The following is a 22,957-nucleotide window of genomic DNA, read 5'->3' as shown; positions in this document are numbered from 1 at the left end:
GCCACTGCAGCGCATCCTCGTATTCACGGGCTCTGGCCCCTTCTTTGACAACCCTGTAAATGAACTTCTTGTTTTCTCTTGCCAGCTGTGAAGGAATAGATTTCCAGATCATAGAGATCTTCAGGAACTCGCTGATATTGGGGTGCTTTGCGAAGTCACGCTCATAAGCACCGATAATGCCAGACAAAGCTTCCTGCATAGCAGAAACGTCACGGGCTTCTGTCCACATCAGAACGGATTCTGGCATACCGCCGGTGACGTAGTACATCACTTCAGGAGAAGGGAAATCTGCTAAGGGAGCCATACAGCAAACATTTAGATGATGGAATATTTGAACTGCGTGGAAAAGTTGGAAGTGTTATCTCAAGGGTGTTATATTTCTTCTACTATGATGGAAAAATAATATTGACGAATGGTATTGTGAAAAAGACGCAGAAAACTCCCAAAGCGGAGATAGATCGGGCGAAGGCATATCGTGATGATTATTTGGAAAGGTGTGATAAGAATGAGAAAGTTTGACGATTTTTTAGAAGAACAGATGCAGGATCAAGAATTTAAAAAAGAATTTGATGATATACAACCGGAATTTGATGTGATAAGAGCAATTGTTGATGCAAGGACTTCCCAGAATCTTACCCAGAAGCAGCTTGCAGAGAAAACAGGAATAAACCAGGCAGATATTATTAAACTGGAAAATGGAACAAGAAATCCATCAATAAATCTTTTGAAAAGGCTGGCTGATGGTATGGGGATGATGCTGAAAATTGAATTTGTTCCGAAACAAAAAGTATAGGAATAAACAAATCATTTAGGTATCAATGTCATTTAGATAAGCATATCGTCTAATGAAAAGATCGCTTATAGTCCGGAGAGCTGCTGTCTTTTGAGGACGGCTATGCCTATTTCCATGCCCATATTCAGGAAGAGCGTCGAATATATATACCAATGTGGGGCAAGGCACGTCCTTTTTGCGGATGTTTTGGCCTCAGTGGCATAATATTGTACAATTTTTTGTATTTGCTCATTTATAGTTTAAGTTCAAACACTAAAGGTACGGCAAGTAGAAGACGCAGGGTTCAAGCAATATTGAATTACTTAGAATCAAATGGTGTAATTTTGAAGTTTGAAATGAAATAGCGTTTTATCCCTCAAATTACCAATTTTACAAAGGAAAACATAATAATATGTGGGAATATATGAGAAAATGATAAAAATACTTTTTATCTGCCACGGCAACATCTTGAAAAGTCCTGAAAAAGCCGGTAAAATCAATAGTTTCATGGCAGAGAAAGGCGTTTACTACACCACTACTACACCATTTTTGAAAGAGCCTTGAATGACAAATGAATTTAATAATTTTGTAGAGATCTAAAATATACTGGATTATACTGCGAATTGGGTAGACATCATCTACCCAATTTGACTAAGAAGATGTATACTTGTTGGCTTTCGCGCTTTGAAAACGTATAATAATAAGCATAAAAGTCAATAGAAAGTAGAGGATTATGAAATTTTTAATTTAAAGATTCGATTTAAAAGAGGAGTTTATTCCCACGAAACAGCATTGTTTCTATGGGATTTAACAGATCGAACACCGAACAAATATCACATGACTTTTCCAATGAATTACAATTTGACAAACCCAAAGAAAGAGAATATTAGCTGTGTGCAGTGTAAGAAAGAGATATATGATTTGGGAATAGAAGAAGTGACTACACCGGGTGGAAATGCTGTAAGAGCGTATAGTGTAGAACGAACGCTCTGTGATATTTTAAAGCCTCATAGCCATGTGGACATTCAGGTGGTAACAGAAGTAAAACTCATATCATATATGGTACTATCAGCCATAAGCAGCGTGGAGCAGGATTATTTGGATAATAAGCAAACTGGAAAATGGAACAAGAAATCCATCCATAAATTTGTTGAAAAGATTGGCAGATGGTATGGGGATGATTTTGAAAATCGAATTTATTCCGAAGTAAAAAATTTAACTTGTAAAATGCAGTTATGCCGAAAAAGTGTCATAAACAAACACAATGCCATGAAAATGCCGATAAGTGCTGAAAACATAGGAAAATCAAGGAGAATCAAGCAATGATAAAAGTATTATTCATCTGTCACGGCAGGATTTTGACTTTATAGATAAATCCGCATAAAATGGGCATTTCCTGTGTTACTTCTTCAATTTTACCAACGATTTACCAATATTTCTGGAGAGTCAGATTTGCAGAACTATAGTAAAAATAAAATTTCCGATAAATATTTTTGCCACAAAAGGCAAAAATATAAAGAGAACAGTTTGCTAATCAACAGAAATGATGTATAATATAATTTATAAAAATGACATTTGAGGTAAAAATATTTATCGGAGAGGTGACAAAATGGAAATAAAAAGAGATACCTATCTTAATAGGCTGATTAATCGAAAGCACAATGGATTTGTCAAGGTGATTACCGGCATAAGAAGATGTGGAAAGTCCTATTTGTTGAATACATTGTTTTATAATCATTTAATTGAGAACGGTATTTTGGAAGACCACATTATTACATTTGCATTTGATTCCGCAGAGGATTTGATAAAAATAGGAGAAAATCCACTCTTGCTTGATAACACAAAAGAGGAAAGAAAAGCTGATCCTAAAAAATTTCTGGAATATCTGAATCTGAAAATTATAGATAAAGAAATGTATTATTTGTTATTAGATGAAGTTCAGAACCTTGGTGCATTTGAGTCCGTACTGAATGGATTTCTTCGTAAAAGGAATCTGGATGTATATGTGACTGGAAGCAATTCCAGATTTCTGTCAAAGGATATTTTAACAGAATTTGAGGGGCGTGGTGATGAGATTCATGTCTTGCCATTGTCGTTTTCTGAATTTTTTAGTGTATATGATGGAAGCAAAGAGGAGGCTTTTGATGATTATTCAGTTTACGGGGGGCTCCCAGCAGTAGCTCTTATGGTGACAGAAGAGCAGAAAGTAACTTATCTCACAACTCAAATGAACAACTTGTATTTGAGAGATATTATTAACCGATATCATTTACATGAGGATTGTGCAATTGGAGAACTGCTGGATGTGATTTCTTCGGGAATTTCAACATTAACCAATCCAAGAAAGATCTCAGCTACATTTGCTTCTGCAAAGCAAACAAGCATAAGTGAAGTGACAGTTGATAAATATATTGAACACATGGAAGATGCTTTTATGCTTAGCAGAGCAAAGAGATATGATGTAAAAGGACGAAAATATATAGGGACTCCCTACAAAATATACTTTGAAGATATTGGGCTTCGCAATGCGAGATTGAATTTCAGGCAAATTGAGGGCACTCACACTATGGAGAATATCATTTACAATGAATTACGTTTCAGAGGTTATAAAGTGGATGTAGGAGTTGTAGAATCACGAGAAAGAGATGAGACTGGAAAAGAAATAAGAAAGCAATTAGAAATTGACTTTATTGCCACTATCGGCAGCAAAAAATATTACCTCCAATCAGCTTATGCAATTCCAGATGATGAGAAATACAAACAGGAAACCAAATCCTTTGACAAAGCAAATGATTCTTTCAAGAAAATTATTCTGGTAGAAAAAAGCATGAAGCCAAGACGTGATGACAATGGTTATGTCATGATGGGGGTGAAAGAGTTTTTGCTGGATGCTGAAAGTATGGAAGCGTAATCATACCAATGATTTTACCAATTTTGCAGAGGAAAACATAAGAATATGTGGGAAGATATGAGAAAATATCCCCTAGAAAGGCATAAAGGAAAATGCCGCAATCCCCTGTAAAATAGAGCATTTGAGAAGAAATACAGGACTTAACAGGAGTTATGAAAAAATGATAAAAATACTATTTGTGTGCCACGGCAACATCTGCCGCTCCCCCATGGCAGAATTTATTCTAAAAGACATAGCAGATAAATCCGGGCTCACCGCCCGCTTCCACATCGCCTCCGCCGCCACCAGCTTTGAGGAGATCGGCAATCCTGTCTATCCTCCTGCCCGAAGAAAGCTGAAGGAGCACGGCATCGATTCCGGCGGCAAGCGCGCTGTCCGTGTAACCAAAGCGGATTATGATAAATATGATTATCTGATCTGCATGGACAGAAATAATGTGAGGAACCTGATGAGGATTATTGGCAGCGACCCGGACCGGAAAGTATCCATGATGCTGGATTATACCGACCGGCCAGGGGATGTGGCGGATCCGTGGTATACGGGAAATTTTGATATCACATACCGTGATATTCTGGAGGGCTGCCAGGGATTTATGGAGTTCCTGCACAGGCAGGGAGAGATATAGCTCATGCCCGATCATACAACTCCATCCCGCACTCCAGCGCCAACGCCATATATTTCTCCGCCCCTTCCAGCCCATAATCGGTTAAATCGCGCGGCTGCCAACGTTCGTTATCCAGGCAGTCCGCGCCATAAAAGAACTGGACAAATTTCACTCCCCGGTATGCGGCGGCCGCCAGCAGTGCGGAATATTCCATATCAACCGCGATACAGCCGGTTTTTTTGCGTTCAGTGATGGCATCCATTGTTTCACGGTATATGGCGTCACTGGTCCATATCTTGCCCCGCGTATAGGGGCAGCCGCATCTGTCCAGGCTTTTTTTCAAAACTGCGGTCATTTCAGGGTCTGGCATGATTTCGTCTGCCGGTGCGGCATAATGATAGCTGGTTCCCTCTTCCCGGACAGCTGCTGTGGGGACGATCAGATTCCGGCCGGCCCGGCCATCATCCAGGACTCCGCAGCTCCCGAAAAAAACGAATTTTTTTGCCCCCATCGCGATCATCTCTTCGAGTCCGCAGACACATGCCGGCGCACCGACTAATGACATGTAGAAGGCAAAATCTCTGCCGGAATAGCGGATCTTATATACCGGGTTCACGCCGTTTGCAGTATATAGGTGTGCAATTACCTGAACATGCTCAAGAGAAGCAAATTTGTCGATAATCCCTTTAGAGAAAGTGGAGATACAGACTTCAGGAAAACCCTCCACCGGCCGTGTGAGGTCGGATGGATTAATCAGTGCTTTACCGGTTGATCGGTCATTATAGAATACAGTGTTCATTTTATTCTCTCAACTCCTTTACGGTAACAGTGAAGACGGCACACACAGCATCCCTCTGATCTGTTCCAGAATCCTTCGGGGCACTGCCGGATCTAGCTTCATCAGCCTGCTGTACATCCTTACTCCCTGATAAGAAAATACGATCAGATCATACACCGCTTCCGGGTCCACGCGTTTAAATTCCCCTGTCCTTATCCCGTATTCAATCAGCTCGGTCCACATACTTTTTGACAGAAGATACTGCCGCAGTACGGAATTCTCACCCTGAGACATCCCGGGACGGCTGAAGAATTCATATATGGCGATGCTTAGGGAGCGGTCAGAATCGGTCATTTCTGATTCATACCGCTGAAATACTTCATTCAGAATTTGAACGGCAGGGATATGATGGCTGATTTTTCCGGCAAATTCGTTTTGCTGATTCTGCATGAGCGCATGGATGATTTCCAGAAATATCTGTTCCGTACTGTCATAATGCCGGTATAAACCGCCCCTGCTTAAGCCGGTGCGCTCACAGATATCCTTCATGGTAACATCTTTAAAGCCTTTTTCTGCAAAGAGCTTATATGCTTCTGTGCATATGAGCTCTTTAGTCCTATTTCCTTTGTTTCCCATTGAATGTAATCTCCTGTTTTGCGACATAAGTGTCTCTTTTAATTATAAGACACAAGTGTCGCAATGTCAAGCGAATGATAGCAACGAGCTATAGTATGCTACTATTCACGGTTGCCGATAAAGCAGCACATAGCGGGTGGAGTATGCGACAACTAATAGTAACTAAAGAATCGCAAGCTGCTCTACATTGACATTCCGTCATATCAAAAGCTATAATATGGAATGGCGGAGCGGCATAAGCCATTTCCTGCCGCCAAACAAGATGAAAGTCAGAGGAGTATTGCAATGATAAAGACAATTCTATTCGACCTGGACGGCACACTGCTGCCGATGGACCAGGATGTATTTGTGAAATCTTATTTTGGAAGGCTTGCGAAAAAAGCCGCGCCTTACGGTTATGAGACCGGCCGGTTGGTGAGCGTGATCTGGAAAGGCACAGAAGCCATGGTGAAGAATGATGGAAGTGCTCTGAACGAAGAGGTATTCTGGGAAGTATTTGCGGAGAATTATGGCAGTGAGGCGCTGAAGGACAAAGCTGTATTTGATGAATTTTATGAAAAAGAATTTCAGGAGGTTGCGTCTGACTGCGGCTGCAATCCGAAAGCAAAACAAACGGTCAGCCTGATCAAAGAGAAGGGATACCGCACGGTGCTGGCAACCAATCCGATCTTTCCGGCTGTAGCGACAGAAAGCCGCATGCGCTGGGCGGGATTTCAGCCTGAGGATTTTGAATACTATACCACTTATGAAAATTCATGCCACAGCAAGCCGAATCCGGCCTATTACAGAGATATTCTGGATCGGATAGGCTGTGAACCTTCGGAGTGTCTGATGGTCGGCAATGACGTGACCGAGGATATGGTGGCGGAATCTTTGGGTATGAAGGTGTTTCTGCTCACAGACTGCCTGATCAATTCGGGCGATGCGGATATTTCCACATATCCTAACGGAAGCTTTGATGACCTGATGGATTATATAAAAACGTTGGAAGCTTGATGACACTCATAAGTGCCTGGTATTTACAGGCGTTAAGAGTATCAAAGTTTTCCTGATATTATGCAAAGGTGAAGTGAAGATAGCTTAACTTCTGTAAGCTTGGTCCATTTCACCTTTTTTGTACACATATCATACTAGCGATGCTGCGACAAGATAAAAATTGCTGTGATTACTATACCGCCGATACGGGAACATCCGCGTGGCCGTAACCTGGCGCCTCAAGCTATCTTATACCGGACTATCCAATATTAAGCCGTCCGTATCGGTTTTTCCCCATCGTGTTTCCTCCTTAAGCTGCCCGACATAAAACCTTCTCGATCAAGCTTTCCTCCACCGTGCTCCCAGTACCGAGCGCTCTTGCCTCAAGCCACCCCACATCATATTGCCCCTCCTTTCCATACCAAATTTCTCCCATCAGACCGCCTCCCCTCCCCAATAAAGCAGCAAAATCGGATAACTATGTCAACATACGTTAATAGCGCGCCTTCTCCCATGCTGTTAAACTGATAACAGGAACCGGAACAACGGATCCGTATCCTGTATCCGGTTCAACAGTTTACCTGCCCTGATCAGACGCAGACAGCTGTCTGGATAAGAATACCGGCACGCTATAAAAGAGAGGAGAGACAAATCTATGGATCAACCCCAAAACACAATCAGCCGCTTAAAAACAATTCTGAAACATCCGGGCACAACCCACAGGCCGCTTCCGATCCTCCACTACCGTTTCCCCAGACAGCCGGAAGAGATGGATCGGGCAATCCGGCTCGCGCGGGAAAACGGCCTGGGAGGTTTTGTGGTGAGCATGGGAGCATCGGAAGCTGTCCTGGCAAAATGGCCGCAAGAACAGCGCGCCGCTGCGGCACTGAGGATCTATCTGGAGGAGGAAACGGAGGAGTCGGAGTATGAGTGGAGATGCCTTCGCAGCTTTGTGGAGAAATGTCTGAACGCGGGGCTGGAGATCTGGATTTATGATGAATACACCTTCCCCAGCGGAGGGGCCGGGGGCAAGGTGCTGGAGGCAAATCCGGATTACCAGACAAAAGCCCTTTTTTGTCATACCGCGGTTACCGAAGCCGCGTCCGGTCACCTGCCGCTTCCGGCGTTTTTGGACCAATCATCCCTATCGCACCCGCCGGTTTTAAGCCAATCGTCTCTGCCACACCCGGCAGTTTTGGACCAGGCGTCCCATGGCCCCGTGCGGTTTCTGGAAACCGCAGCATACCGGTACATCGACGAGTCAACGGTCGATCAAAACAGCCGGATTCCTCTGACAGTCACAGGCAATGAAATCCGCTGGAGCGGTTTGCCGGCCGGCCGCTGGAGAATCTGCGTGATCTATACGGGCCGGGCGGGATTCATCACACAGGACGGAATCCCTTATGTTGACGTGATGCGCTCCGAAGTCACCGATGCCTTTCTGGAGGTCACCCATAAACGGTATTTAAAGCATCTGGGCGAAGCGAATTTTCAGAAAATAACCGCATTCTTTTCCGATGAACCGGGTTTTCCCGTTCATGGGTGTTCCAACCGTTTTACGGAGGAGGATGCGGCCGCAGCATGGACCGATGAGATGTATGAAAGGCTGGAACTCGCCGCTAAAGAGGTGGAGCAAAGGAACGGCGCGGCATTTCCGTGGGTGGATATATTTTATAATACCGGCTGTTCCTGCGGCAGATACCGCCGAATTTACTGGAACCTGGCTTCGGAACTATTTACCAAAAACTATATTGAAAGAATCGCGGAATTTCTGGAGGAATACGGGATATGCCTGACCGGACATCTGTACGGTGAAGAAACTTTGTCCATGCAGGTGGGACTCAACGGAGATATGTTCCAGGCGATGGACGGAATGCAGATGCCGGGAGTGGACCGTCTCTATTCGTACAGCCCCCGTGATATCATCCCGGAAAAAACAGCCGCCGGTGCCGCGCATCTTAAAGGAAAGCCATATGTCATGAGCGAAAGCAGCTTCCATTTTGAAGCCAATGACTGGGGCATGCCGGAACAAATGACGGTGGAAAATATGATCAACAGCGCTTACTATCAGGCAGTGCTGGGCATTAACCGCATTGCGTCCTACCATCCCTATGAGCACCGCCCGGCTCCGGAGTGGAAGAGGTATGGGGACTGCATCTCAAGGGCATTTACCTTCTGCTCCTTGGGAAGGCATGTTACGGATGTGCTGTTGCTGGTCCCGATACAGAAAGCATATGAGCGCTATAGGGCCCTGGATCATAAATACTGGAATGTGGGGCCCGGTACCGCAGCACCTCTGCAGAGCCCATCCATGTGCCGGCTGGAAACTGCATATGGGCTTGCCGTGCAGAAGCTAATGGATCTACACTACGATTTCGACCTGATCAGCGGGCCCGGCCTGGCCTCCTGCGGGATCGAAGAAGGTCGGATCATTTCCGGATACGAAAGCTTTGGCGTGTTGCTGATGTTTGCTGAACGGGGAGAAGACCTGGAAACGCTTACGGAATTCCCGCTCCGGGACTGGCTGGAGAGCGGTGGGAAACTGATACTTTTAGACCCGGACGGTGAAGGCACGGATCAAATTAAATATGATTCCAGGCTGGTTTTCAGATACCAGGATCAGGTGAAGTGCGGTACGGCAAAACAGCTGGAGGGGCTGCTGGCACACTCGGCTCAAAAGGTGCTGGAGGTCGGCGGTGAAAGTGAGGGTATCTATATCCAGAAGCGGGTGACGGCGGATGCCCGCCTCTGGTTTATAGAAAACCGGGAGAACCGGGTCAAAGAGACCGTGATCTTTCTGGAGGATGCCGCGGTGCTCTGGGATCCGGACACAGGGGCGTGGGTTCACTTGCCAGAAGGTCCGAAACATGTGACAGTTCCGGCTCTGGGAGCCTGTATGCTGGCGGCCGAACGGCCTGTTCACCAGGTGAATAAAACAGAAATCAGCCAGAAGCAAAATAAGATAAAAAAGTCAATATCTTTGAATTGAGAGATAATATGAATCTTATTAAAATAATATTGTAGACAACACACAGAGCGGTTCAGCCCGGGGAAGCGCCTGGTCTGCGATGTGTACGAGAAATAAGAGCGGTAAAACGGAAGTACACCGAAGTGTGCGCAGGTCATCAACCTGCGGTTGGTGACAAGAAAAGGGGAAGCACACTGAAGTGTGCGCAGGTCATCAACCTATGGTTGGTGACAAGAAAAAGGAGGATTTCTATGAAAAAAAGCAAACTGTTGACAATGGTTTCACTTCTGCTGGTCCTCGCAATGACCGTAACGGCATGCGCGTCCGGTAACGGAACGGCCGGAACTGTTTCCGGCGGCAATGAGACGACAGGCAATGAGACGACAGGCAAGGAGACGACAGCGGCGCAGGAGCCGGATACCACAGCGCCTGTGGCTGCCGGCGAAGCGGCGGACCCGCTTGGAAAGTATGAGGAAGAGATTACGGTGACCATGGTGCGGGATATCGATCCCTCCATGAAATTTGACACTTCCAGAGAGGGATATAAATCCCTGGAAGATAATGTGTGGACGAAAGCATATAAAGAACAGCTGGGAATCAATATCGAGTATCTGTGGACAGCGCCGGTGGACGAATATCTGTCCAAATGGAATGTGGCCATCGCGGGCGGCGATATCCCGGATATGGCGATCGTGCCCGGACCGGTTTACCAGCAGCTGTTGGAGGCGGGCTATGTGGAGGATATGACGGACTATTTTAACGAATATGCTTCCGACGCCTATAAAGAAGCCAACAGCCTGGACGGAGGCATCGCGGAAGGTTTTATTACCGTGGACGGCCGGATGATGGGTCTCCCCCATGTAGGAGCGCAGCCGGATAATGTTAACCTCTTATTTCTCCGCAAGGACTGGCTGGATAAGCTGAATCTTCCGGTCCCCACCACGGTGGATGAGCTGGTGGACACAGCAAGAGCATTTAAAGAGGCGAAGCTGGGCGGAGAGAATACGGTGGGCCTGGTTGCCAACAAGCAGGTGATCGCTGGGCAGTGCGACCTTGGCGGATTCTTAAACGGATATGGCGTATTCCCGGACATCTGGGTGGAGGGCAGCGACGGGCAGCTGATCTATGGCCGCATACAGCCGGAGATGAAGGACGCGCTGCAGAAACTCCAGGATATGTACAAAGAAGGTCTGATCCCGCAGGATTTTGCGGTGAAGGATTCCAGCCAGATCGGACAGCTGGTTGCGGGCGGCCAGGCGGGCATCATGTACGGCACTTATTGGGCTCCTCTGGGAGTGATGACGGACAATATCAAAAACGATGAAAGCGCGGAATGGATCTGTGTGGACGGCGTGACCAATGACGGAAGCCCCTATGTCACCCAGGGCTCCGCGGCGCCGGCGTACTATGTCTTCGTAAAGAAGGGCATCGAGCATCCGGAAGCGGCGGTTAAGATGCTGAACCTTAATTTCGATCTGCTGGAAAAAGAACCCACAGTATACGGAACCACTGAGGACGGCATGGAAGCGATCTGGTACCGCTTCGGGCATTTCATCTACAAGCCGTGGAAGAACATGGAGGCATACCAGAAGATCACCAAAGCTCTGGAAACCGGCGATCTGTCTGAAATAAAGGGCACCGCCACCGAGACGGATTATAACAATATCAAATCTGCGATAGACGGAGCGGAAGGCGGCAGGCAGTTTGTACCGGCGGAACTGGTATTCGGCCCTGACAGCACCTTCTCCCACATAGAGAAGCTCTGGAACGAAGACCGCATTTATGTGGATAAGTTCCTTTCTACCGCGTCAGAATACGCCCAGCAGAACATGACCGATCTGAATGAAGTTCTTTGGGCGGAATACCTGAAGATCATCATGGGTGATGACATCAATAATTTTGACAAAGCTGTGGAAGTCTGGAAATCAAACGGAGGAGACCGGATCACACAGGAAGTAAATGACTGGTATGCAACTGCTAAATAAGGCATAAGGGGGCTGCCGCGCAAAACGGCAGCCCCTAAGTTTTAGGAGGATTGGATTCTTGAAAAGAAAAAAAGGAAAATATCTGTCGTTTCATCTCATGCTTCTGATTCCTACTGCGCTGCTGGTTGTGTACTGTTATGTCCCGATGGCCGGCATCATCATAGCTTTCCAGAACTATAAGCCGGCGCTGGGATTTACCGGTTCGAAATTTACCGGCCTTGAAAATTTCCGGGTGCTGTTTACGAACCCGGGATTCATGCAGGCTTTAAAAAATACTGTGGTCATCGCGTTCTGGAAGATCATCACGGGACTGATCGTTCCGGTAACCTTTTCCCTTCTGCTCAATGAGATACGCCGGTCATCCATCAAGCGGACGGCTCAGACGATCATCTATATGCCTTATTTTATTTCCTGGGTGCTGATGGCCGGCATTATCGTGGATATCCTCTCCCCGGAAAACGGGATTGTCAACCGGCTTTTGGGTTTGTTCGGTGTGGAGCCGGTATTTTTCCTGGGGGACAACAACTGGTTTAAACCGGTGCTGGTGGTCACCAATGTCTGGAAGGAATTCGGATGGGGCACGATCATCTATATGGCGGCGCTGACCGGCATTGACTTAAACCTCTATGAGGCGGCGGCCATAGACGGGGCCGGCAGATGGAAACAGACGCTGCACGTTACGCTGCCCGGCATCGCGCCCACCATCGTGCTGCTGACCACGTTAAGCCTTGGCAATGTGCTGAATGCGGGATTTGACCAGGTTTATAACCTGATGAGTCCGATCACTCTGGAAAGTGGGGACATCATAGATACCCTGATCTACCGGCTGGGTATTAAAAATGCGCAGTTCGGCATCGCCACGGCAGCGGGGCTGTTTAAGTCAATGATATCCGCATTTTTTATTGTGACATCCTATAAGCTGGCTTACAAATTTACCGGTTACCGGGTATTTTAAGGGGGAGATAGCGGTATGTATTATAAGGAATCGATGTCCAGAAGGGTCTTTCTGGTATTTAACTACTGCTTTGTGGTGCTTGTCAGCGCGGTATGCATATACCCCATATTAAATACGCTGGCGGTGTCCTTCAGCTCAAGGGAAGCGGTAGCGGCGGGCAGGGTCAATATCTGGCCGGTGGAGTTCCAGCTGGATGCTTATAAGTTTGTGATTGAAGAACCGAAATTTTATACCTCTTTCGGCATAGCGGTGATCCGGGTGATCCTGGGCTTGGGAGTCAATATGTTAATGACCGTGCTGGCGGCCTATCCGCTGTCCAAGCCCAGGAGCCGTTTCCCGAAGAGGGATGTCTATATGTGGATCTATGTGTTTACGATGCTCTTTTCCGGCGGCATGATCCCCGTTTATCTGATCGTCAAAGCGACGCACCTCTTGGATACTATATGGGCGCTGGTGATGCCCGGAGCCGTCCCAGTCTATAATATCATTCTGCTGCAGAATTATTTCAAATCACTGCCGGATGAAATCTATGATTCGGCGCGGGTGGACGGCGCGGGTGAGTGGAGGATTCTGTATCGGATTTTCCTGCCGCTTTCCAAGCCTGTGCTGGCCACGCTGGTGGTGTTTGTGACCGTAGCGCACTGGAACTCCTGGTTTGACGGCATGCTCTATATGAACCGGCCGGAGCATTATCCGCTGCAGACTTATCTGCAGACCATCGTGGTGAAGCTGGACTTAAACACGATCAACGATATCAGTCAGGTTAAAAACATCAGCTCGCAAAACAGCAAGGCGGCCCAGATCATCATCGCCATGCTGCCGATTCTGTGTGTATATCCTTTCCTGCAAAAATACTTTACAAAAGGGATCATAATGGGGAGCGTGAAAGGATGAGAAAATTTCCTGCCCCGCATTCTGCGCCGCTGTATCCGGGCGGCAGCTTAAGGCTTAACCTGTAGCCCTCCGGCGCAAAGCAGCAAAAGCGGACCGCATCCCCCTCACGGGCCCACCGGCAGGCAAATTTCCCTTCCGGCGTATCGGTCCATGCCTCGGCCCAGCTTAGCGGCTGCGGGAAATCCGGTGTAAAGGTGACGGCTTTCTTCTTGAAATCCGGAAGTCCCAGTCCGGCCACCCGCCGCATATAAAACCGGCAGACATCGCTGAACATGTGATGGTTGAGGGAAGCGGTCATATCCCACCGTTCCGGGAGCGCCGTGCACCCCATGTCCGCCCAGTGACGGTAGCTGGGAAATCCGTCATAGAGCAGCATGTCACAGGCCAGCTGGCCATAACCGTATCGGGAGAGCGTTTCCGGTACGGTTTTGCTTCCTACGATTCCGTAATCCAGCCGGCCTCCGTTCTCAATCACCATCTCCGCCAGCCTTTTTGCAGCCATGGCGGCGTCCTCCCCTTTGAGCAGTTCAAAATATACCGCGGTACCCTGGGCGGTCTGGCAGTGTCCCTGCACCATCCCCGTACGCGGATCATAGAGCCGTTCGTAAAAGGCATTGCGGATGCGCTCTGCCAGAGCGAGATAATCCGAGCGCTCATCCCAAAGCCCCAGAAGTCCGGCCGTACAGGCCGCTATGTTTACCATATAGTAGTAGTAAGCGGTATCTGTGACTGCAGTGGGACAGGCGATTCCTTTCGTATCCGCAAAGGGAGCGCACCAGTCGCCCAGACCGAAGGATACGATGGAATCCTCCGCCATGGTTTCCAGGAAGGACAGGTATTTTTTCATCGCACCGTAGTTTTCCTTAAGGGGCGCGGGATCATTCTGGCAGCGGTAGATTTCATAGGGCAGTTCAAACAGTGCGCTGTCCCAGACCGGGCCGCTTCCCCAGTTATAGCCGAACCAATGGCTGGGAACGATGCCGGGCAGCTGGCCAGAAGGGCGCTGCGCGTTCCGAAGATCCCGCAGCCATCGCGTGAAAAGCCCGCTGACGTCAAACTGCAGGCACATCTGTTCCGCGGAGAGGGAGGCGTCGCCGGTCCAGCCGTTTTTTTCTCTCTGCGGGCAGTCCGTGGGCACATTGACCAGATTGGAGAGGGTGGCTGTCTCTGCCATGGAAAAGATGCGGTTTACGGTTTTGTCGGAACAGGAAAAACCGCCGATTCGATCCGTTTTGCTGTGCACCGCGTACGCCGTGAGCGAGAGAGAGGATAACTCCCCCTGTTCAACGCATGCCTCCACATAGCGGAAGCCGTGATAGGTGAAGTGCGGCCGCGCGTCAGTGATACTGTGATGCTCATCCAGTATATATTCATCCGTCTGAAAGCGTCTCTTTTGGGTATACAGGTCAATATTGGAGGTATCCAGGCTGCCGTCATCCTTCAGCTGCTCTCCGTAGCGGAGAACCAGGCGCGCCGGACAGGGAGCGGCGGCGTTCACATGCACCCAGCCGGCCCGGTTAATGCCGAAATCGTACAGCCAACGGTGATCGGAGAGCTGAATGACCGCAGCGGGCGGCAGAGGATCGGATTCCTCCACGGACGGTCCTGTAAACGGCTTTAACAGTCCGCCGGGACATTTAGTCAGTGCGGCCGTTACGGCAGGTGCATCTTCGGCGGCAGGGACCGTAAAATCCGCAGTTTCTCCGCCGAAGAGCATGTTGTAAAGGATGCGGCTCTGTCCGGTTTCAAAGTCACGTCCGCTTCTTAAGACGATGCTTTTGCCGGATTCGGTTTCGATGCTGCATCGCATTATCAATTTTGGCCGATCCCGCCAGGGCGCGGTGTCGAAATACCAGGCCATGCCGTCAAAGCAGTTATACAGCCCGTTTCCCAGCAGAACGATGAGCACATTTTCACCTGGCACCAGCAGGCCGGTGATATCGTAAGAACGATAGTACGCGCTCTTGTCATAGAGCGTCTGGGGTGGGGTGAGCAGACTGCCGTCCGCTTTTGTGCGGTTTACATAGAGTTCATGATAGCCCAGTCCGCACAGATGTACCACGGCCTTCTTTGCGGGCGAGTCCAGCGCAAAACGTTTGCGGAAAAAAGGCGCGGCCTCCTCCGGGATATCCGGATTACAGATGAAATGACAGCCGGCAAAGCAGACGTCTTCTGAGGATGGGTAGTATGTGTCAGCACTCATAAATGTACGGTTCCTTTCGTTGACTTCATTTGATAAATCTATTCTATCAGGCCGTGCGCAGGTGTAAAGCATCCCGGCACAAAAGGTAAAAAACGGACACATAGGTAGTCAAGACCGTCGCTTGTGTGCAGGCAGGTTATTCGGTATATTAAGTCTGACAGGACATAAACATCTGCGGCGGCAGCAGGCATGATAAAGCTGCGGTCCGATGTACGGACCCAGGCATGAGGAAGCATCAGCCTGAAGCCGGTGACATGAGAAGAGAAAGCCGGGACATCAGACCGCGGCCGGTGATAGGCAGAGTAAGCCGAGACATAAGCCTGCGGCCGACGGCATGAAAAGAGGAGAAACTGACATGACAAAGCAGTACGGGGTGGTGCTTATAGGCTGCGGCTATATAGGGGAAGAGCACCTGGCCGATATTTACTATCGGGAAAATGTGAGAATGGTGGCAGCAGTGGATACGGATATCCGCAGGGCAGAGCATTTGGCGCGCAAATACGGGGTTCCCGCATATGGCACGGATTACCGAAAATATATCGGCCTGCCGGAGACGGATATCGTCATCATCGCCACATATGTGGACAGCCACCTCGGTCTTATGAGGGACGCGGTGGCCGCGGGCTGCCATGTGCTTTGTGAAAAGCCGGTGGCTGCGGATCTTGCGGCAGGGGAAGCGTTTTTCCGGGAAGCGGCGGCAGCGTCCACAGCTGTGATGATCGGTCATATTCTGCGCTGCAACCGCTCTTACCAAAAGATACAGGAGCTGGTCCGGGGAGGTGCTATAGGCGGTCTTAAGCTCATACGCATTATACAAAACCATCATGCGCTGGAATGGGGCAGATATAAACGTCTGATGCAGGACTGCCCGCCGATTTTGGATTGCGGCGTGCATTATATGGATATCATGCGGTGGATATCGGGAGAGGAAATCGTGAGCGTGAGCGGCAGAGGCTGCCGGCTTGACCCGGATGCTCCCTGCATCAACTACGGCGATGTCCAGGTACAGCTGACAGGCGGATGTCTCGGAAACTATGAATCGGGGTGGAGCAGGAACCTAAAAGCCTGCAGCCGCAGGGAGTTTATAGGGGAACGCGGCTATATACGCCTGACGTTAAAGGAAGACCGTGTGTCGGACCGGGAAGAGGGGGATCTGCTGGAGATTTACCATTCTGACACCGGAAGTTATGAGACGCTCAATGTAAAATCCAGATACAAAGATATGTACGCGCAGTTTATGCAGCTGATCGAGCGGATCGAAGGCAGGCCCGGCAACGGCTTTACGCTGGAGGATGCCTGGCTGGCTTTTATGGCCGCAAGAGAGGCGTGCGAGGTAATTCAAACAGCCGAGAGCGTGTCCCGATGAGGGCCATCCCCGTCCTTTCATGTGCGGGAATTTTACAATCTATCTGGATTATATGAGATATACCGGTCCGGCGGGGCGCTGCCGCCGCAGGCGGAAAATCCCGTGAACGGGATTCTTTTAAAACAGCGCAGAAAAGAGGATGATTATGAGTAAAGTAGTAATTGGTGTGATTGGCTGCGGAAATATTGCGAACAACGCGCATATACCGGCCTACATGAAAAATGAAGATGCAGAAATTAAATATTTCTGCGATATCCTTCCGGAGAGGGCGCAGGCGGCTGTGGAAAAATACGGATGCGGCACAGCGGTCACAGATTATCGGGATGTGCTTGCGGATGAATCCGTGGAGGCAGTATCCGTCTGTACGCCCAACAATATGCATGCCATCATCGCTATGGACGCGCTGCGCGCCGGCAAGCATGTGCTCTGCGAGAAGCCGGCGGCGAGGACCTATGATGAAGCCCTTAAAATGCAGGAAGTGCAGCATGAAACCGGCAAAATTCTCAATATCGGCGTGGTCAACCGGTTCAACGACCAGGTCAACCGCATTCGCAGCTACATTAAAGAAGGAAGGCTTGGGGAAGTCTACCACATTTATTTAAGCTTCCGTTCCCACCGAAGCATCCCCGGGCTGGGAGGCGCATTCACGACCAGGGAGATCGCCGGCGGGGGAGCGCTGATCGACTGGGGCGTTCATTTCCTGGATCTGGTTATGTACTGTATGGACGATCCAAGGCCGGTAACCGTATCGGGAGAAACCTTCTGCCGGCTGGGAAAGGATATAGAAGGCTATACCTATAAGGATATGTGGGCGGGCCCTCCGGATCCCGCGGGCGTATATGATGTGGAAGATTCCGTTGCTGCGCTGATCCGCACCGACGGTCCGGTGCTCACGCTCCACGGAGCCTGGGCGCAGAATATCGGTGAAAATGAGATGCTTGTGGATTTTATGGGGGATAAAGGCGGCATAAGGCTGCAGTACGGCGGTGATTTTACGCTGTATACGGCAGAGCACGGAGCGCTGGTTTCCTATGTGCCGGAGGGAAAGAGCAGGCCCATGTTTGAAAATGAGATCAATGCCTTTGTGCGCTGCGTCCGCACCGGAGAGAAACTCCCTTCCCATATCGACACCGCCGTGATCACGTCGCGCATCATGCAGGCAATCTATGACTCCGCACAGATACACAGGGAAATCGTGCTGTAAAAAGAAAAAGCTTATTGAAAACGTGCGCAGGTCATCAGCCTAAGAGCTGGTGGCAGAATAGGAGAATGCTATGAAGATCGGGTTTATCGATTATTATCTGGACGAATGGCACGCCAACAACTATCCGGCCATGCTTAGGGAGCACAGCGGCGGCCGGATCGAAGTGAGCTTTGCCTATGGAATGATCCCCAGCCCCATAAGCAAAAAGACATCCGAAGAGTGGTGCCGCGAGTACGGTATAGAACACTGCGCTTCCATTGAGGAGCTGATTGAAAAGAGCGATGCTCTGGTGGTGCTTTCCCCCGATAACTGTGAGATGCATGAAGAGCTGTCAAAGCTGGCGCTTCAGTCCGGCAAAAAGACATACATAGACAAAACCTTCGCGCCCTCCAAGGCGGCGGCAGAGGCCATCTTCGCTCTGGCGGAGAGATACGGCACTCCGTGCTACTCCACCTCCGCCCTGCGCTTTGCAGAGGAGTACGGACCCATTAAGGGAAAAGAAGTGCTTGCGGCCGCTTTCTGGGGTCCCAATAATTTTGAAACCTACAGCATCCATCAGCTGGAGCCGATGATGATGCTGATGGGAGGGAAGGTGAAACGGGTGCTTGCCCTGGCAGAGCGCATATGGGCGAATCTGCTGCTGGAATGGGAAGACGGCCGTTTCGCTTCTCTGGTCTGCACCGGCGGAGCATCTCCCTTTGCGGCAAACTTAAAGCTTGCCGGCGGCTGTGAGACCGTGGAAGTGAATTCCGACTTTTTCGGCGCCTTTACCGATACGCTGGTTCATTTCTTTGAAACAGGGGAGATACCGGTATCCCATGAGGAGACCATATCCATCATGGCGGCCAGAGAGGCCGGACTTAAGGCCATTGAGCACCCGGGTGTATGGATTCAGACGGAATAGCAGGAGGAGAGATATGGGCGGATTGCAGATCGGCATTATGGCCGACAGCTTAAGGCTCCCTTTCAGAGAGAGCATTGAGAAGTGCGCCGAGCTGGGAGCGGACGGAGTGCAGCTCTATGCGGTATCCGGAGAAATGAGTCCGGACAGCATGACGGAGGAATCGCTGTATGAGAAAAAAAGCATACTGAAAGGTTATGGGCTGCGTGTTTCTGCTCTATGCGGGGATTTCGGCGGCCACGGATTTACCGTACAAAGTGATAATGAAAAACGCATCAGGGCTTCCATGCGCGTGCTGGAGCTGGCCCTGAACCTGGACTGCAGGGTTGTGACCACCCATATCGGCGTGATACCGGAGGATACTTCCAGCGAGACCTATCGGGTGCTCCAGGAAGCATGCGGACAGCTGGGGGATTATGCGGAGCGGGCCGGAGGATATTTCGCGATTGAGACTGGCCCGGAGCCCGCGGCGCGCTTAAAGCGTTTCCTGGACGGACTGGGCGGCAAGGGCATGGCGGTCAATCTTGACCCTGCCAATCTTGTCATGGTCACAGGTGATGACCCTGTAGAAGCTGTCCGGGTGTTGGGGGACTATATAGTCCATACCCATGCCAAGGACGGAAAGATGCTTCAGAAGACAGATCCGGTTGAGATCTACAACTATTTTGCGGAAGGCGGGATCGGGGATATGAGGCTGGAGGACTATTTCCTCGAGACGCCTCTCGGAGAAGGCGAAGTGGACTTTGACGGTTATCTGAAAGCGCTGCGCGAAACGGGTTACAGCGGCTATCTCACCATAGAACGCGAGGTCGGCCGCGATCCCATTGCGGATATTTCACAGGCGGTATCCTACCTTAAGAGTCATGTTATTACTCACGGCTGCCGATAAAGCAGCGCATGGCGGGGCAGAATATGGTCCTCATTGGGATCCCTTGAAGCCCGCCGGTTCTTTCGCTGCGTAGTTTGCAGCGTTAGAACCGCTGCGCGCTTCACGGAGCGAGAGCGTGTCCCTATGAGGACCATATTCTGCCCCGCTATGCGCGGGAGGTTTACGGTAACGGTGAACAGTAACAGAGTCACTGTTTACAGCTGCCATGAACCTCTTCTTCCATTTACATGTTTGTCCGCCAGAAGTATAATGAAGGCAGAGATGCATGAAGGGGGGAAAAGAGATGCAGGACTACGCCGCTCAATGGGGCAAACGGTACCATTTCGATAATATTTACAACCCTATGCTGAAGCTTTCGACGGTGGACCTGTTTCAGGCAGGTGAGATTATAGCCGGGGACGGCTATGAGATCAGCGCACATGAACAGATCTGTGCGGAGATCAGCTACGTAGTTTCAGGATGCTGTGATTTCTATACGGATGACCAGGTGTTCCGGGCAAAGCAGGGGGATATACACGTGATATCGGCAGGAAGGCGCCATAAGATCGTGGCGGGAGAAAACGACAACCTGCGCATGGCCTATATCGGATTCTGCCTGCGCCCCCAAGCCTGGGGGAAGGACCTGGAGAGTTTTTACCGGAATCCGCCTGCCCAGCTGCAAAATGACCGGCATTACAGCCGCACGCTGTTTGAACAGCTTTTAGGCGAGATCTATGCTGCGCAGCCTTATGCCACGGAAGCGATGGATGCATGTATCACGCAGATTCTCATCCAGGTATGGCGGATTTTTGAGCATGGAGGGGAGACGGAAAACAGAAGGATTGTGGAAGAAGCCCGCATCGACCGGATGATCGGCCATACGGTCTTTAAAGCCCTGCGATATATTGACAACCATATCAGCACCATAGGACATATTTCGGAGGTCGCAGAAGCCCTGCGCTACAATCCTTCCTATCTGTCCAGGGTATTCCGGGAGAAAACGGGTAAAACCTTAAGCCGCTACATTCAGGACAAAAAGATAGAGTCGGGAAAGGCGTTTATAAGGGAGGGCATGAGCGTAGGTGAGACGGCGGCGCGTCTGGGCTATGCGTCGTCCCAAAGCTTTTGCAAGATGTTTACGAAGAGCGAGGGATGCTCGCCCACGGCTTATCTGGAAAGAGAAGGAGGCGCGGATGCACAGGCGGAAAAAGACGATATTTAAACAGTTTATCATCGCTTTTATACTCATAGTGTCGCCGATTCTTCTGTGCGGGCTTCTGCTGATCGTATGGCAGAAAAACGTCATAAAGGATGAAATTGAAAAGAACGCGGCGGATAATGTATACTACAGCATCAACCGTCTGGAGGCACAGGTGTCCATGGTGAACCGTCTGCAGTTTAATCTCATGAACGACAAGGATCTGAACAGGCTGGTCCGATATTACGATAAGGTACCTGTTTATGAATATTACACAATGGTTACAGACGTGATGAACCGAATCAAGCTGGTCAAGGAAGGCAATGAGTGCATTGAGGATGTCGGTATCTATTTTGGGGATATCGGCATCCTGATTTCTCAGAACAGTGGATATCTCCGTCTTGATACTGAGGAGTATGAGAGGCTGGCCGGCCACCTCGATGACGGCATCAGCCCGCTCAATACCGGAGGGGAGGAAATCTGCACGCTGCTTAAGTACCCGGTGGTATCCCGGGGGACGCTGCCGGAATACATCATTAAGATCACCCTGTCTAAAGAAAAGCTTTTTCATGAGTACCTGGCAAGGGATATGGAGGGAAGGAATCAGATTTTTTTATATGACCACGGCACAAAGCAGCTGATCTATCTGCCGGGGGAGGGGATGGAGGAGGCTGCTGAAGCCATACGCCCCTGTCTGGAATCAGAGGAGCGCATGCAGGAGATCCAATATGGAGGTCAGAAATACCTGGCGGTATCCCAGCGTTCAGACTACTTAAACCAATCCGTTTTTCAGTGCATCCGCATGACCGAAATCTTCCGTGTACAAAGTCTGTTCTATAAACTTCTGGGGGGCTATCTGGTTTTTACAGTGATCCTGATTTTCCTCTATCCCTACTCTGTCAAACGCATCGTTAACCGCCCTGTCTACCGTCTGATCGAAGCCTTCAAGGAGCTGGAAAAGGGCGATCTTAAGGAACAGATCACCTATAAGGCCGCCGATGAATTCAACTACCTGTACGATGAGTTCAACCGCATGGTGAAGCGCCTGGAGAAGCTGATTGACGAAAACTACAGGTCCAAGCTCTATGCTCAGAAGGCGGAGCTCAAGCAGATGCAGGCTCAGATCAATCCCCATTTTCTCTACAACACCTATTTCATGCTCCACAGGATGATTCTGGATGAGGATCTGGAAAATGCGTCCTGGCTGTCGGAGCACGTGGGAACCTATATGGAATATATCACCCACAACTCGGAAGATGAGGTGGCGCTGGAAAAGGAAGCGGAACACGCCAGAAGCTATCTGGAGATACAGAGGATGCGGTTTGGCAGCCGGATGCGCGTAAGGATGCAGGAAGTTCCCCCTGCCTTAGCTGGTTTGCAGGTGCCAAGGCTGATATTGCAGCCTGTGATTGAAAATTATCTGAAATACGGATATGAGGTGTCAGAGGAAGGCGGTGAGTTTACCGTCCTGTTTGAAGAAACTCCCCAGGGTCTTGTCATCACCGTCAGAGGGGGCTGTGCGCCCATCGGCGAGAAGGAGTTTCGGGAGCTTACGGAAAAGCTGGATTCAGCAGGGGACAAGGGTGAGGTCACGGGGCTGATCAACATCCACAGAAGGCTCAAAATCCGTTTTGGCGAGAAATCCGGCATACGGATCAGGACGGATGATGCAGGCCGGCTTGTGACACAGCTGGTCATAAGCTGCGGGGAAAAAGAGCGGGAGTGAGACGAGGAGGCAA

17 protein-coding genes and 3 pseudogenes are annotated in these 22,957 nt (G+C 49.6%); 16 read left to right on the top strand and 4 right to left on the bottom strand.

Annotation, left to right across the window (positions count from 1 at the left end; all coding sequences use genetic code 11):
* A pseudogene (locus DWZ56_RS06585) lies at positions 1-268 on the bottom strand (DUF4143 domain-containing protein); the annotation flags it as partial.
* Positions 269-270: 2 nt separating this feature from the next.
* On the opposite strand from DWZ56_RS06585, the pseudogene DWZ56_RS06580 reads away from it, so the two are divergent.
* The 5 genes and pseudogenes from DWZ56_RS06580 to DWZ56_RS06560 form a co-directional block, all read left to right on the top strand.
* Positions 271-519: pseudogene (locus tag DWZ56_RS06580) on the top strand (type II toxin-antitoxin system RelE/ParE family toxin); the annotation flags it as partial.
* Complete coding sequence (locus DWZ56_RS06575; RefSeq protein WP_118555579.1) at positions 506-793, top strand: helix-turn-helix domain-containing protein; 288 nt, start codon at positions 506-508, stop codon at positions 791-793. The pseudogene DWZ56_RS06580 and the gene DWZ56_RS06575, both read left to right, overlap by 14 nt.
* Before the next feature lie 1,084 nt (positions 794-1,877).
* Positions 1,878-1,982: pseudogene (locus tag DWZ56_RS23435) on the top strand (helix-turn-helix domain-containing protein); the annotation flags it as partial.
* A 399-nt stretch (positions 1,983-2,381) separates the two neighbouring features.
* Positions 2,382-3,683 (top strand): ATP-binding protein, encoded by a 1,302-nt coding sequence (locus DWZ56_RS06565; RefSeq protein WP_118555578.1) that lies wholly within the window; start codon positions 2,382-2,384, stop codon positions 3,681-3,683.
* 160 nt (positions 3,684-3,843) lie between these two features.
* Positions 3,844-4,308 (top strand): low molecular weight protein-tyrosine-phosphatase, encoded by a 465-nt coding sequence (locus tag DWZ56_RS06560; protein ID WP_118555577.1) that lies wholly within the window; start codon positions 3,844-3,846, stop codon positions 4,306-4,308.
* Position 4,309: 1 nt separating this feature from the next.
* Here the strand turns inward: DWZ56_RS06560 and DWZ56_RS06555 are convergent, their stop codons facing one another.
* Both DWZ56_RS06555 and DWZ56_RS06550 read right to left on the bottom strand, forming a co-directional pair.
* Positions 4,310-5,086: a nucleoside phosphorylase gene (locus DWZ56_RS06555; protein ID WP_118555576.1), complete on the bottom strand. Its 777-nt coding sequence runs from the start codon at positions 5,084-5,086 to the stop codon at positions 4,310-4,312.
* 18 nt (positions 5,087-5,104) lie between these two features.
* A complete protein-coding gene (locus DWZ56_RS06550; protein ID WP_118555575.1) occupies positions 5,105-5,701 on the bottom strand; it encodes a TetR/AcrR family transcriptional regulator in 597 nt (198 codons plus the stop codon).
* A gap of 285 nt (positions 5,702-5,986) precedes the next feature.
* Between DWZ56_RS06550 and DWZ56_RS06545 the strand changes: the two genes are divergently transcribed.
* The 5 genes from DWZ56_RS06545 to DWZ56_RS06525 all read left to right on the top strand — a co-directional run bounded on the left by DWZ56_RS06545 (position 5,987) and on the right by DWZ56_RS06525 (position 13,478).
* Positions 5,987-6,697 carry an HAD family hydrolase gene (locus DWZ56_RS06545; protein ID WP_158584479.1) on the top strand — a complete coding sequence of 237 codons (711 nt, stop codon included), beginning with the start codon at positions 5,987-5,989 and terminating at the stop codon, positions 6,695-6,697.
* Positions 6,698-7,331: 634 nt separating this feature from the next.
* The gene (locus tag DWZ56_RS06540; RefSeq protein WP_118555573.1) at positions 7,332-9,665 is read left to right on the top strand and encodes a hypothetical protein; all 2,334 of its coding nucleotides are present in this window, start codon (positions 7,332-7,334) and stop codon (positions 9,663-9,665) included.
* Between the two features lie 230 nt (positions 9,666-9,895).
* Positions 9,896-11,629 (top strand): extracellular solute-binding protein, encoded by a 1,734-nt coding sequence (locus tag DWZ56_RS06535; protein WP_118555572.1) that lies wholly within the window; start codon positions 9,896-9,898, stop codon positions 11,627-11,629.
* Between the two features lie 58 nt (positions 11,630-11,687).
* Positions 11,688-12,584 (top strand): ABC transporter permease, encoded by an 897-nt coding sequence (locus DWZ56_RS06530; RefSeq protein WP_330424837.1) that lies wholly within the window; start codon positions 11,688-11,690, stop codon positions 12,582-12,584.
* A gap of 15 nt (positions 12,585-12,599) precedes the next feature.
* Complete coding sequence (locus DWZ56_RS06525) at positions 12,600-13,478, top strand: carbohydrate ABC transporter permease (protein WP_118555571.1); 879 nt, start codon at positions 12,600-12,602, stop codon at positions 13,476-13,478.
* On the opposite strand, the gene DWZ56_RS06520 is transcribed toward DWZ56_RS06525, so the two are convergent.
* Entirely contained in the window at positions 13,453-15,681 is a 2,229-nt protein-coding gene (locus DWZ56_RS06520; protein ID WP_158584478.1) for an alpha-L-rhamnosidase, read from the bottom strand. The genes DWZ56_RS06525 and DWZ56_RS06520 overlap by 26 nt on opposite strands.
* 355 nt (positions 15,682-16,036) lie before the next feature.
* Between DWZ56_RS06520 and DWZ56_RS06515 the strand changes: the two genes are divergently transcribed.
* The 6 genes from DWZ56_RS06515 to DWZ56_RS06490 all read left to right on the top strand — a co-directional run bounded on the left by DWZ56_RS06515 (position 16,037) and on the right by DWZ56_RS06490 (position 22,944).
* Positions 16,037-17,047 carry a Gfo/Idh/MocA family protein gene (locus DWZ56_RS06515; RefSeq protein WP_158584477.1) on the top strand — a complete coding sequence of 337 codons (1,011 nt, stop codon included), beginning with the start codon at positions 16,037-16,039 and terminating at the stop codon, positions 17,045-17,047.
* A gap of 145 nt (positions 17,048-17,192) precedes the next feature.
* Positions 17,193-18,251, top strand: coding sequence for a Gfo/Idh/MocA family protein (locus DWZ56_RS06510; protein ID WP_118555568.1), 1,059 nt, complete (start codon positions 17,193-17,195; stop codon positions 18,249-18,251).
* Positions 18,252-18,321: 70 nt separating this feature from the next.
* On the top strand, positions 18,322-19,155 hold the full coding sequence (locus tag DWZ56_RS06505) for a Gfo/Idh/MocA family oxidoreductase (RefSeq protein WP_118555567.1): 834 nt from the start codon (positions 18,322-18,324) through the stop codon (positions 19,153-19,155).
* Between the two features lie 13 nt (positions 19,156-19,168).
* Complete coding sequence (locus tag DWZ56_RS06500; RefSeq protein ID WP_118555566.1) at positions 19,169-20,041, top strand: sugar phosphate isomerase/epimerase family protein; 873 nt, start codon at positions 19,169-19,171, stop codon at positions 20,039-20,041.
* 283 nt (positions 20,042-20,324) lie between these two features.
* Positions 20,325-21,242 (top strand): AraC family transcriptional regulator, encoded by a 918-nt coding sequence (locus DWZ56_RS06495; protein WP_158584476.1) that lies wholly within the window; start codon positions 20,325-20,327, stop codon positions 21,240-21,242.
* Positions 21,214-22,944, top strand: coding sequence for a sensor histidine kinase (locus tag DWZ56_RS06490; RefSeq protein ID WP_158584475.1), 1,731 nt, complete (start codon positions 21,214-21,216; stop codon positions 22,942-22,944). Before DWZ56_RS06495 ends, DWZ56_RS06490 begins: the two co-directional genes overlap by 29 nt.
* The last annotated feature ends 13 nt before the right edge of the window (positions 22,945-22,957 follow it).

Source organism: Lachnotalea sp. AF33-28, from assembly GCF_003477885.1.
GTDB lineage: Bacteria > Bacillota > Clostridia > Lachnospirales > Lachnospiraceae > AF33-28.
The sequence above is the reverse complement of the archived record's forward strand: the minus strand, read 5'-3'. Positions and strand labels throughout refer to the sequence as shown.